General features: G+C 75.5%; 8 protein-coding genes and 1 pseudogene. 4 read left to right on the plus strand and 5 right to left on the minus strand.

Translation table 11 applies throughout. The annotated features are described in order from the left end of the window. Positions 1 to 315 precede the first annotated feature (315 nt). Positions 316 to 3,027 carry an alpha/beta fold hydrolase gene (locus VR44_RS23860; protein WP_045949630.1) on the plus strand — a complete coding sequence of 904 codons (2,712 nt, stop codon included), beginning with the start codon at positions 316 to 318 and terminating at the stop codon, positions 3,025 to 3,027. Continuing rightward, complete coding sequence (locus VR44_RS23865; protein WP_045949631.1) at positions 3,024 to 3,923, plus strand: ABC transporter permease; 900 nt, start codon at positions 3,024 to 3,026, stop codon at positions 3,921 to 3,923. Before VR44_RS23860 ends, VR44_RS23865 begins: the two co-directional genes overlap by 4 nt. A 78-nt stretch (positions 3,924 to 4,001) precedes the next feature. On the opposite strand, the gene VR44_RS23870 is transcribed toward VR44_RS23865, so the two are convergent. From VR44_RS23870 to VR44_RS46465, 5 genes and pseudogenes are all read right to left on the minus strand, one after another. Then, positions 4,002 to 4,970: a D-2-hydroxyacid dehydrogenase family protein gene (locus tag VR44_RS23870; protein ID WP_045949632.1), complete on the minus strand. Its 969-nt coding sequence runs from the start codon at positions 4,968 to 4,970 to the stop codon at positions 4,002 to 4,004. Beyond that, entirely contained in the window at positions 4,967 to 5,917 is a 951-nt protein-coding gene (locus VR44_RS23875) for an aldo/keto reductase (protein WP_045949633.1), read from the minus strand. Before VR44_RS23875 ends, VR44_RS23870 begins: the two co-directional genes overlap by 4 nt. A gap of 172 nt (positions 5,918 to 6,089) precedes the next feature. After that, the gene (locus tag VR44_RS23880) at positions 6,090 to 7,265 is read right to left on the minus strand and encodes a UDP-N-acetylglucosamine--N-acetylmuramyl-(pentapeptide) pyrophosphoryl-undecaprenol N-acetylglucosamine transferase (protein ID WP_045949636.1); all 1,176 of its coding nucleotides are present in this window, start codon (positions 7,263 to 7,265) and stop codon (positions 6,090 to 6,092) included. A 19-nt stretch (positions 7,266 to 7,284) separates the two neighbouring features. Beyond that, a complete protein-coding gene (locus tag VR44_RS48530) occupies positions 7,285 to 7,419 on the minus strand; it encodes a hypothetical protein (RefSeq protein WP_281187179.1) in 135 nt (44 codons plus the stop codon). A gap of 57 nt (positions 7,420 to 7,476) precedes the next feature. After that, positions 7,477 to 8,042: pseudogene (locus VR44_RS46465) on the minus strand (DUF6000 family protein). 193 nt (positions 8,043 to 8,235) lie between these two features. On the opposite strand from VR44_RS46465, the gene VR44_RS23890 reads away from it, so the two are divergent. Both VR44_RS23890 and VR44_RS23895 read left to right on the plus strand, forming a co-directional pair. Next, entirely contained in the window at positions 8,236 to 8,700 is a 465-nt protein-coding gene (locus tag VR44_RS23890; RefSeq protein ID WP_045949634.1) for a hypothetical protein, read from the plus strand. Between the two features lie 112 nt (positions 8,701 to 8,812). Beyond that, positions 8,813 to 11,930 (plus strand): ATP-binding protein (locus VR44_RS23895; RefSeq protein ID WP_045949635.1); only part of this gene is annotated, 3,118 nt, incomplete at its 3' end.

Raw genomic sequence — 11,930 nt, forward strand, 5'->3', positions numbered from 1 at the left:
GCCGGAGAGGTAGGCGATGACCAGGCCGGCCTCGTCGGCGGGCGCGGCCGCGAAGAGCTCCGCGAGCAGGGCGGCCTTCCGCGACCGGGCGGAGGTCTCGGCGACCTCCCGGGACACGCGCGCGACCTCGGCCAGCAGCATGCGCCCCATCCTGCCGCCACCGGGGCCGGCCCGCAGCACGGGACCGGCCGGGTCCGGAGGGCCCCCGCCTACCGCAGGCGCGGTACGCGGGGCCGCGCGGGTACTCCTCGAGAAGGGGCGGGGCTCCCCCTGAGGGAGCTCGGGGAAGGAGATCACGGGCTTTAGGGTTCCCCTATGAAGCTCCGACTCCCCCGGCGGCCCCGGGACCGCCTGCTCGCCGGCGCCGCCGCCCTCGCGGTGCTCGCGGGCGCCGGCACCTGGACGGCCGCGGCCGCATCCGGGGACGGGCCGGCCGTGCACCGCCAGGACCAGGTCCTGAGGATGCCCGGCACGGACGCCGAAGGCTCCGCCGGCATCGACACCTCCTTCTTCACGGCGGGGGACGCCGGGCAGCGCCGTCCGGCGGTCCTCCTCGGGCACGGCTTCGGCGGCAGCAAGGACGACGTCCGCGCCCAGGCCGAACGCCTCGCCCGCGACGGGTACGCCGTCATGACCTGGTCGGCGCGCGGTTTCGGCCGCTCCGGCGGGAAGATCGGGCTGAACGACCCCGAGCACGAGGTCAAGGACGTCTCCGCGCTCGTCGACTGGCTGGCCCGCCGTCCCGAGGTACGGCTCGACGCGGCCGGCGACCCGCGCGTGGGCGTGGCCGGAGCCTCCTACGGCGGGGCCGTGGCGCTGCTGGCCGCGGGGTACGACCGCCGGGTGGACGCGATCGCCCCGCAGATCACGTACTGGAACCTCGCCGACTCCCTCTTCCCGCAGGGCGTGTTCAAGAAGCTCTGGGCCGGGATCTTCTTCACCAGTGGTGCGGCGGACGGCCTCCAGCAGGCCGGCCGCCCGGCCGGCCCGGCGGGCCCCCCGGCGGCCCCGGGCTGCGGACGGTTCGAGCCGCAGCTGTGCGCCATGTACGAGCGGGTCGCGGTGGCCGGGAAGCCGGACGCCGAGGCGCGCGAGCTGCTGGAGCGCCGCAGCCCCTCGGCCGTGGGGGACCGGATCAAGGTGCCGGCGCTGATCGTGCAGGGGCAGGACGACTCCCTCTTCCCGCTGGACCAGGCCGACGCCATGGCCAGGGCCATCGCGGCGAACGGGGCGCCGGTCGCCGTGGACTGGGCGGCCGGCGGACACGACGGCGGCATGCGCGAAGCCGGCCGGATCGAGGACCGGGTGAAGGCCTGGTTCGACCGCTACCTCAAGGACGACCGGGGCGTGGACACCGGCCCGGCCTTCCGGGTCACCCGCACCGGAGGCATCGACTCCACCGACGGGCGGATCATGGTGCGCGGCGCGAGCGGCGACCGCTACCCCGGGCTGGTGGCGGATCCGAGGCCGTTCCCGCTGACGGGGCGGGAGCAGACCTTCGCCAACCCGGCGGGCGGGGCCCCGCCCGCCCTGTCGGCGCTGCCCGGCATCGGCGGGCAGCTCGCCTCCCTCGGCACCGGGTTCTCCCTGGACTTCCCCGGTCAGAACGCCCGCTTCGAGTCGGAGCCGCTGGAGGGGGAGGTACGGGTCACCGGCACCCCGGCCATCACCCTCGACGTGAGGTCGACGGCCGCGGACGGCTCGGCCGTACTCTTCGGCAAGCTGTACGACGTCGGGCCCGACGGCCGCCAACAGGTGCTGCCGAGCCAGCTGGTGGCACCGGTACGGGTGGCGGACGCCGGACAGGGGCGGAGCGTGCGGCTGCGGCTCCCGGCCGTGGACCACGCCTTCCAGGCCGGGCACCGGCTGCGGCTGGTGGTAGCCGCCACCGACCTGGGCTACGCCTCGCCCGCCGAGCCGGCCTCGTACACCGTCTCGGTGCGCGAGCCGCTGCAGCTGCCCGTGGCCGACGGGGTGCGGACCGCCGCCGCCGGCCTGCCCGGCTGGATCTGGTGGCTGCCGCTCGGCGCCGTGGCGCTGGCCGCCGCGCTGCTGGGGATCCGCCGTACGGGCGGGAGCCGGGCCGCGGCGCCGCCCGACCCGGAGCTGGCCGGGGTACCGCTCGACATCACCGGTCTGACGAAGCGCTACGCGAAGGCGCAGGACCGGTACGCGGTGCGGGAGCTGTCCTTCCGGGTGGAGCGGGGCCAGGTGCTGGGCCTGCTCGGTCCCAACGGGGCCGGGAAGACCACCACGCTGCGGATGCTGATGGGGCTGATCACGCCGGACGCCGGGGAGATCCGGGTCTTCGGGCACGCGATCCGTCCCGGGGCGCCCGTGCTGTCACGGGTCGGCGCGTTCGTGGAGGGTGCCGGATTCCTGCCGCACCTGAGCGGCCGGGCCAACCTGGAGCTGTACTGGCAGGCCACCGGCCGCCCCGCCGAGGACGCGCACCTGGCGGAGGCCCTGGAGATCGCCGGGCTCGGCGACGCCCTGGAGCGCGCGGTGCGCACGTACTCGCAGGGCATGCGCCAGCGGCTCGCGATCGCGCAGGCCATGCTGGGACTGCCGGACCTGCTGATCCTGGACGAGCCGACGAACGGTCTGGACCCGCCGCAGATCCGGGAGATGCGCGACGTGATGATCCGCTACGCCGCCGGCGGGCGGACGGTCATCGTCTCCAGCCATCTGCTGTCGGAGGTGGAGCAGTCCTGTACGCACCTGGTGGTCATGGACCGCGGACGGCTGGTGCAGGCCGGTCCGGTCGCCGAGATCACCGGCGGCGGGGACACCCTGCTGGTGGCGCTGGAGGCGCCGGTGGACGAGGCGGCCGTGGGCAAGGTCGCGGCGCTGGAGGGTGTCGCCTCCGTGGTGCCCGCCGACGAGGGGCTCCTCGTACGGCTCGACGGCGCGACGCCCGCCGCGCTGATCGCCGAACTCGTGCGGCTGGAGCTGCCGGTGACGGCGGTGGGGCCGCACCGCCGCCTGGAGGACGCCTTCCTGACCCTGATCGGAGGTGCGGCATGAGTGCCGTACGGGCTTCGGCCCCCGCCGAGGAGACCGCGCCCGGCTACGAGACCGCGCCCGGCTACCGTCCGGGGCGGACGCTGCCGCTGCGCGTGGAGGCGCTGCGGCAGTGGCGCCGGCGGCGGACGCTGGTGATGGGCGGGGTGCTGGCCGCACTCCCGTTCGTCATGATCATCGCCTTCGCGGTGGGCGGCTCGGACGACGGCCGGGGCGGGAGCGACGGCCGGGTCAGCTTCATCGACACGGCGACGGCCTCGGGTGCGAACTTCGCCGCGACCTGCCTGTTCGTGTCGGCCGGCTTCCTGCTGGTGGTGCCGGTGGCGCTGTTCTGCGGGGACACCGTGGCCTCGGAGGCGAGCTGGTCCTCGCTGCGCTATCTGCTGGCCTCGCCGGTGCCGCGGGCCCGGCTGCTGTGGAGCAAGCTGGTGGTGGCGCTGGGCTTCAGCCTCGCCGCGATCGTGCTGCTGCCGGTCGTGGCGCTGGCGGCGGGCACGGCCGCGTACGGGTGGGGGCCGCTGAAGCTGCCCGCGGGCGGGGCGCTGCCCGCCGGGGACACCGTGGCGAGGCTGGCGCTGGCCGTGGCCTTCGTGTTCGTGTCGCAGCTGGTCACGGCCGGGCTGGCGTTCTGGCTGTCGACCCGGACGGACGCGCCGCTGGGCGCGGTCGGCGGGGCGGTCGGGCTGACCATCGTGGGGAACGTGCTGGACGCGGTGACCGCGCTGGGGTCCTGGCGGGAGTTCCTGCCCGCGCACTGGCAGTTCGCCTGGGTGGACGCCCTGCAGCCGCAGCTGGAGTGGGGCGGGATGGCCAAGGGGGCGGTGGTGTCGGTGTCGTACGCGCTGGTGCTGTTCGCCCTCGCGTTCCGGGGCTTCTCCCGCAAGGACATCGTGTCCTGAGGGTCTTGGGCCTTTGCGCGCGCACGGGCCGAGGGCCCTCCCGGCCGTTGCCGGGAGGGCCCTCCGTGCGTCCGGTGCTCAGGGCAGGACGCGTACGGGCGCGCCGTCGAGGAAGGCGAGGACGTCCTCGACCGCCTCGCCGTAGTACGTGGCGTAGTTGGCCCGGGTGACGTAGCCCAGGTGCGGGGTGGCGAGGAGATTCGGGGCGGTGCGCAGCGGGTGGCCGGCGGGCAGCGGCTCGGTGTCGAAGACGTCGAGGCCGGCGCCCGCGATCCGCCCGTTGCGCAGGGCTTCGAGCAGCGCCTCCTGGTCCACGATCGCGGACCGGGAGGTGTTGACCAGGTAGGCGGTCGGCCGCATCAGGGCCAGCTCGGCCGCGCCGATCAGGCCCCGGGTGCGCTCGCCGAGGGCGAGGTGGACCGACACGAAGTCACTGCCCGCCAGCAGCGCCTCCTTGGACGGGGCCAGGGTGGCCCCTTCGGCCTCGGCGCGCTCCTTGGTGAGGTTCTGGCTCCAGGCCGTCACCTCCATGCCGAAGGCGAGCCCGATCCGGGCCACCCGGCTGCCCGTCTTGCCCAGGCCCAGCAGGCCGAGGCGGCGGCCGTGCAGGTCGGCGCCGACGGTCTGCTGCCAGGGGCCGCCCTCGCGCAGGGCGGTGTTCTCGGTGACGATGCCGCGCGCGAGGCCGAGGAGCAGGGCCCAGGTGAGCTCGACGGGCGGGGTGGAGGAGCTGGCGGTGCCGCACACCGTCACTCCGGCGCGTCCGGCGGCGGCGTAGTCGATGACGGAGTTGCGCATGCCGCTGGCCACGAGGAGCTTGAGGCGGGGCAGCCGCTCCAGCAGGCTCGCGGGGAAGGGGACGCGTTCGCGCAGGGTGACGAGGATGTCGTAGCCGGCCAGGCGGGCGGCGAGTGCGTCCTCGTCGGCGAGGTGGTCGGGATAGGAGACCACCTCCACGCCGCGCGCGGTGACCGGCGACCAGTCCGCCAGGGTGGTGGCCGCCCCCTGGAAGTCGTCCAGTACCGCGCAGCGCAGGGGCGCGGTCATACGGCGTGGGCCCGGGCGACGGCGTCGGTCTCGGCGAGCGGCTCCGCCTCCAGCGGGCGGTCGGCGGCCGCCGCGTTGGCGCGTACCTGCTCGGGGGAGGTGGCTCCGGCGATGACGGAGGCGCAGCCGGGCTGGGCGGAGAGCCAGCCGATGGCGAGCTCCAGCACGGTGCGGTCGTACTTCTCGCCGATCGCGGCCAGCGCCTCGACGGTGTCGAGGCGTTCCTCGGTGAGGTAGGAGTCGCGGCCCTCCAGGCGGGAGCCGGCCGGGACCGGGGCGCCGCGGCGGATCTTGCCGGTGAGCAGGCCGTTGGCGAGGGGGAAATAGGGCAGGACGCCGAGGCCGTAGTGGCGGGCGGCGGGGACCAGTTCGCGCTCCGCCGACCGCTGTAGCAGCGACCATTCGTTCTGCGCCGAGACGAAGGGCACCGCGCCGGTCTCACGGGCGGTGTGGGCGGCTTCGGCGAGCTGCCAGCCGCTGAAGTTGGAGTGGCCGATGTAGCGGACCTTGCCCTCGGCGACGAGTTCGGTGAGCGCGGCGAGGGTTTCGGCGATGGGGGTGGAGGGGTCGGGGCTGTGCAGCTGGAGGAGGTCGATGTGGTCGGTCTCCAGGCGGCGCAGGGACTCCTCGACGGCGCGCCGGATGTAGCCGCGGCCGCCGCGGGCGCCGGCGGCGGGACCGTAACCCATGTCGACGCCGTCGTAGCCGAACTTGGTGGCGAGGACCACCTGGTCGCGCCGGCCCTTGAGGGCCTGGCCGAGGTGGCGTTCGGAGCCGCCCTGGCCGCCGTAGATGTCGGCGGTGTCGAGCAGGGTGATCCCGGAGTCGAGGGCGGCGTCGACGACGGCCCGGGTGGCCTGGAGGTCGAGGCGGCCGCCGAAGTTGTTGCAGCCGAGGCCTACCGCGGAGACCAGCAGGCCTGAACTGCCCAGGGGGAGATAGCGCATGAGGAACCGTCCTCCACACTCATCGTTTGCATGATCGACGAGCGGCCAGTCTAGGCATACCGTCCGGTCTGCGGACACGGGCCGGTGCCCCCGGTCCGTGAACTCCGTGTGTCGATGCGGAGGGGCGCCGCCGGCCCGGTGGCCGACGGCGCCCCTCGCGCCACGTCCCGGGTCAGCCGTTGGCGGCGGCCAGCAGCACGTCCACGAGCCGCTCGGCGGCGTCCGGCCGCCCGTACGCCCGGGCCCGCTCGGCCATCTGGGCCCGCCGTCCGGCGTCGGTGAGGAGCGGGCCGACCGCCTCCGCGAGGCCGTGCGCGGTGACCTCGCCGAGCAGGGCGACGGCGGCGCCCGCGTCCGCCAGGTACTGGGCGTTGTGCGCCTGCTCGTTGCCGGCCGAGGTGGCCAGCGGGACGAACACCGCCGGCTTGCCCAGCGCGGTCAGCTCGGCCAGGGTGCCCGCGCCGGAGCGGGAGATCACGATGTCGGCGAGGGCCAGCACGTCGGGCAGCTCCGGCCCGACGAACCCGGTCACGTGGTAGCGGCCCGCGAGCACGGGGTCCAGCCCGGCGGCCGCGAAGCGCAGCTCGTCGACGTTGGCCGGGCCGCACTGGTGGATCACGTTCGCGTGGCTCAGCAGCCACGGGAGCACCTCGCGCACCACACCGTTGATCTGCTGGGCGCCCTGCGCGCCACCGGTGACGTAGACGGTGGGGAGGCGGCGGTCGAACCCGACGAGGTTCAGCGCGTGCACGGCCTTGTCGGGGTGCCCGGACAGCACCTCGGGGCGGACCGGGTTGCCGGTGACGACCGCGCGGTCGCGCACCTCGGCGGGCAGCAGCGGCAGCGAGGACTCCGAGGACACGGCGATGCGCGTCGCGGACCCGGCGAGCTTGCGGTTGGCGAGCCCGAGGCGCACGGTCTGCTCGTGCAGCACCAGGGGCCGCTTGCACAGCCGCGCCGCGAGGCCGGCCGGCACGGCGACGTAGCCACCGGTGGCCAGGACCACGTCGGGCTCGAACTCGGAGACGATGGCCCGGGCCTGGGCCACACCCAGCGGGACCCGCGCCATGTCCTTCATGTTCGCCGCCGACAGCATCTTCAGCGGGTTCGCCGAGCGGCGGATCTTGCCCGTGGCGACGGTCTTGAACGCGATCCCCTCGGCCGGCGCGACCCGCGCCTCCAGACCGTCGGCGGTCCCGATCCACAGCACGTCGAGCGTGCCGCCGGCGGCCGCGAGTCGGCCCTGGAGGGTACGGATCGCGGTCAGGGCGGGGTACGTGTGGCCACCGGTGCCCCCACCCGTGACGAGCAGCCGGAAGGAACGCGGAAGCGCGGAAGAAAGGTTCACCCGGCCCACCCTACTGTCCCTACGGGAACACCTCCCTCCGGGGCTGCCAGCCCTGCCGCTGGGCAGGCCGGAGCAGGTGCTGGGCGGCCGCCAGCAGGAACAGCGGTATCACCACGATCAGCACCACGAGCGGACTCGTCAGTAAGCTCACCATGAGCCGACAACGTCCACCCCGGCGCCCGGGTTCCCGGCCGAACGCGGCCTTCCGCCTCTACCGGGACCAGTCCCAGCCGTCGGTGAACTCGCACGCGAGGTCCGTCCAGCGGCGCAGTTCCCGGGGGCTGGCGTACGGGCGGTCGTCCGGGCGGGAACGGGCCCGGACCCAGCCGGCCCAGAGGCCGTCCGGCCCGGTGAAGCGGGCCGCACGGTCTGTGCCGAGGCGGGCGTCCAGGCGCAGGAGGGCACCGAGGGCCTCCGGCTGGTCGTACACGAGGTCGGTGCGGGGGAGGTAGCGGTCGAGGTAGGCGGTGAGGATCGCGGCATCCGCGGCCCGCCCAGCCGCTCGCGGAACGAGGTCCGCCGGTCCACGCCGATCAGCCAGGCGGCCGTGAGCCGCGGTCGCCAGCCGCGGTCGAGGAGGGCTTCCAGCTCGGGGTCGGTGATGGCGGCGGCGTCCTCGATCAGGGCCCGGGCGAAACGCCCGGCGTAGAACCGGCCCGGCCGCATGATGCGGCCGCCGTTGAGTTCGCCGTAGCGCGGCTGATCCGAGTCGGTGCGCGTCACATAGCGCCCGTACAGGACGCGGTAGCCGATGTCCTCGAAGGACGGGGACGTCATGGATGCTCCTCCCCGGAACGCCGGTGGACCGTCCGCAGCAGTCTCCCCGACGGGGCGGCCCGGGTGCCACGCGATGACGCCCGCCCCGCCGCGCGGCCCGTGCCCCGTTCCTGGAGACCGGCGAGGTCCCGCGCCCGGACGGCGCGCCCGCGTGCGGGACCCGGCGCAGGCCCCCCTGGGCCATGATCACTGCATGACGCTCTCTCATCCTCATCTCCCGACGACGGAATCGGCGGTCCGCGCGATACGCGAGATCGCGGAGGAGTACCGCCTGACCTGCACGGTCTCCGAAGACATCGGCGCCGACCGCACCTCGCGCCGCACCGCCGCCGACGCCTTCGGCGCGCTCGACCCCGACGGGACCCTGCCGCACGAGGCGTTCGTCGAGCTCGACGGCACTCCCGCGGTCGGCGTCCGCCTCTACGCCGAGGACGACGCGAGGATCACGGTGGACCACGTCGAGTTCCACGACGTCCCCCGCGACGCGGTCCCCGCCTTCCTCCGCTCGGTCTACGGAGGCCTCGCCCATACCAGGGGCCGCTTCTTCCCGCCGGGCCTGTGGCTGGTCGTCCCGCTGCCCGGGGACACGGTCTACAAGGAGCTCGTCACCTCCCTCCACCCCACGCCCTGGCTCCTGCGCAACTCGCGCGAGGCGTGACCCGCGACGCGCGACGGGCCGGGAGGGAAGCGTTCCGCGGTGCCCGACTGCCCGTCGGCGAAGGGGTGTTGACCTGGGAGTGGCCGTCGCGGTCCCGTGACAGAATCGGCGGGTGCAGATCGGGATGCTGGGTCCACTGGAGGTGCGCACGGATGACGGCCGCCCGGTCGACGTGCCGGGTGCGCGGTTGCGCGGGCTGCTGGTCGCGCTCGCGCTCAGCCCGGGGCGCGCGGTCCCCAAGGCTGTGCTCGTCGACTGGATCTGGGGCGCGTACCCGCCCGCCGACGCGGCGAACGCCCTGCAGCGCCTGGTGTCCCGGCTGCGGAAGCTGCTGCCTGGCGGGGCGGTCGAGGGGCTGACGGACGGCTACCGGCTGGCGGTGGAGGCCGAGGCCGTCGACGCCGTGCGGTTCGAGCGGCTCGTCGCCGCGGGCCAGGCCCGCACCGAGGACGTCTCCGGGCGGGTGCGGCTGCTGCGCGAGGGCCTCGCCCTGTGGCGGGGCGCGGCCCTCCAGGACGTCGGTCTGCAGGACAGCGCCGCGTTCGACGCGGCGGTCGTACGGTTCGAGGGGCTGCGCCTGACCGCCGCGGAGGCACGGGCCGAGGCGGACGTGGCCCTGGGGCGCGGTGCGGAGGTGGTCACGGAGCTGACCGACCTGGTGGCCGCGCACCCGGTGCGCGAGCGGCTCGTGGCCGCGCTGATGCGGGCCCTCGTCGCGGCCGGCCGCGACAGCGAGGCGTTGCAGGTGTACCAGCGGGCACGGGAGGCCCTGGCCGAGACCCTGGGCGCCGACCCCTCGCCCGAACTGTCCGCCGTGCACCTCGCGTTGCTGCGGGGCGAGCTCGGGCGGCGCGAGGAGGACCGCCGGACCAATCTGCGCTCCGAACTCACCAGCTTCGTCGGCCGGGACGCCGATGTCGCCGCCGTCCGCGCCCTCGTGGCCGAGCACCGGCTCACCACCGTGATCGGGCCGGGGGGCGCGGGCAAGACCAGGCTGGCCACGGAGACGGCGCGCACGCTGCTCGCCGGTCTGCCGGACGGGGCCTGGCTGGTGGAGCTCGCCGCCGTCGGCGCGGACGGCGGCGACGTGGCGCAGGCGGCGCTCGACGGACTGGGTCTGCGGGACGCCCTGCTCGGCGGGGCGCCCAACGCGGAGCCGGCGGACCGGCTCATCGCGGCGGTCCGCGACCGCGAGGCGCTGCTGATCCTGGACAACTGCGAGCACGTCATCGAGTCGGCCGCCGTCTTCGCCCACCGGGTGCTCGGCGAGTGCCGGCGGCTGCGGATCCTGGCGACGAGCCGGGAGCCCCTCGGTATCACCGGTGAGGCGCTGTGGCCCGTCGAGCCGCTGGCCCTGCCCCGGGACGGCGCCGGCCCGGCGGAGATCGGGGCCTCCCCGGCCGTCCGGCTGCTGCGGGACCGGGCCGGTGCGGTGCGCCGGGACCTCGCTGTCGAGGCCGACGCCCGGACGCTGGCGGTGATGGTGCGGGTGTGCCGGGCGCTGGACGGGATGCCGCTGGCGATCGAACTGGCGGCGGCCCGGCTGCGCACGATGTCCGTCGACCAGCTCGCCCACCGGCTGGACGACCGGTTCCGGCTGCTGACCAGCGGCAGCCGTACCGCCCTGCCCCGGCACAAGACGCTGCGGGCGGTGGTCGACTGGAGCTGGGAGCTGCTCAGCGGGGCCGAGCGGACGGTGCTGCGCAGGCTCTCGGTGTTCTCGGGCGGGGCGAGCCTGGAGGCGGCCGAGCAGGTCTGCGCGGACGGGCCGGACTGGGGCGGTGGGGCTGCCGACGGCATCGGGGGCCTCGGGGGCGTCGCGGAGGGCGAGGTGCTCGAACTGCTCACCGCCCTGACCGAGAAGTCCCTGCTGCGTGCCGAGGGGGGCGCCGCCCCGCGGTACCGCATGCTGGGCACGATCAAGGAGTACGCCGCGCACCGGCTCGCCGAGGCGGGGGAGGCGGAGCGGGCACGGCGGGCCCATCTGGCGTACTTCACCGGACTCGCCGAGACCGCCGAGCCGCACCTGCGGCGGGCCGAGCAGCTGGAGTGGCTGGCCGTCCTCGGGGCCGAGCACGACAACATCGGCTCGGCGATGCGCGGCGCGCTCGCGGCGGGCGAGGCGCAGTCGGCGATGCGGCTCGCGGCGGCCGGCGGCTGGTACTGGTGGCTGAGCGGGCACCGCACCGAGGGGAGGGAACTGCTCACCGCGGCCGTCGGTACGCCCGGCGAGGTGGCCGACGACGTACGGGCCACGGCGTACGCGCTGGTCGTGCTGTTCGTGAGCGCCGGGCGGGGTGACGAGCGCCAGGCCGCGGAGTGGATCCACGAGGCGTACCGGTTCAGCCTGCGCGGGCGGCGCCGCAACCCGCTGCTGGGGCTGGTCACCGCGCTGGAACGGCTGCTGGAGGCGCCGGAGGCCTTCGTGTCCGCGTTCGAGCCGCTGCTCGACAGCGAGGACCCCTGGGTGCGGGCGCTGGGGCGGCTGCACCTGGGCAAGATGCGGATCATGCTGGGGCACGGGGGGCGGGACGCGGACGCCTACCTGGAGACGGCGCTCGCCGAGTTCCGGGCGCTGGGCGAGCGGTTCGGGATCTCGTTCGCGCAGACGGAGCTGGCGGAGCGGATCGCGGTGCGCGGCGGGCTCGCCGGCGCGTGCGAGCACCTGGAGCAGGCGATCGCGGTCGTCACCGAACTCGGCGCCGTCGAGGACGTCATCCGGATGCGGTCGCGGCAGGCTCAGCTGTACTGGCTGCAGGGTGACGGGGAGGCCTGCGCGGCGGCGCTCGCCGAGGCGCAGCGGTACGCGGACCGGGTCACCTGGCCGGACGCGCTGGCCGAGCTGGCGCTCGCGCGGGCGGAGCTCGCCCGGTGGGGCGGCGAGGCGGAGGAGGCACGCCGGCAGCTGGGCGTGGCGACGGCGCTGCTGGGCGGCGAGGCCCTGCGGGGCAATGTCCTCGCGGTGACGCACGACCTGCTGGGCTACCTCGCGGACGACCTCACCGAGGCCCGCGCGCACCACGCGGCGGCGTGCGAGGCGGCGGCCGGGGCGGGGCACGCGCCGCTGATCGCCCAGGTGCTGGTCGGGGTCGCCGACCTGGCCCTGCGCCAGGGCGAGTACGCCCAGGCGGCGCGGCTGCTCGCGGCGAGCGCGGGGGTACGGGGCCTGCAGGACCGCTCGCACCCGGACGCGGTCCGCATCGAGCGGGTCACGCGCCGCACCCTCGGCG

This window comes from Streptomyces katrae, assembly GCF_000966975.1.
GTDB lineage: Bacteria > Actinomycetota > Actinomycetes > Streptomycetales > Streptomycetaceae > Streptomyces > Streptomyces katrae.

What these genes read in the sequence shown, in the direction of transcription:
- VR44_RS48530 (WP_281187179.1), bottom strand. Translation starts at nt 7,419, where the DNA reads ATGGTGAGCTTACTGACGAGTCCGCTCGTGGTGCTGATCGTGGTGATA.
- VR44_RS23890 (WP_045949634.1), top strand. Translation starts at nt 8,236, where the DNA reads ATGACGCTCTCTCATCCTCATCTCCCGACGACGGAATCGGCGGTCCGC.
- VR44_RS23870 (WP_045949632.1), bottom strand. Translation starts at nt 4,970, where the DNA reads ATGACCGCGCCCCTGCGCTGCGCGGTACTGGACGACTTCCAGGGGGCG.
- VR44_RS23860 (WP_045949630.1), top strand. Translation starts at nt 316, where the DNA reads ATGAAGCTCCGACTCCCCCGGCGGCCCCGGGACCGCCTGCTCGCCGGC.
- VR44_RS23865 (WP_045949631.1), top strand. Translation starts at nt 3,024, where the DNA reads ATGAGTGCCGTACGGGCTTCGGCCCCCGCCGAGGAGACCGCGCCCGGC.
- VR44_RS23875 (WP_045949633.1), bottom strand. Translation starts at nt 5,917, where the DNA reads ATGCGCTATCTCCCCCTGGGCAGTTCAGGCCTGCTGGTCTCCGCGGTA.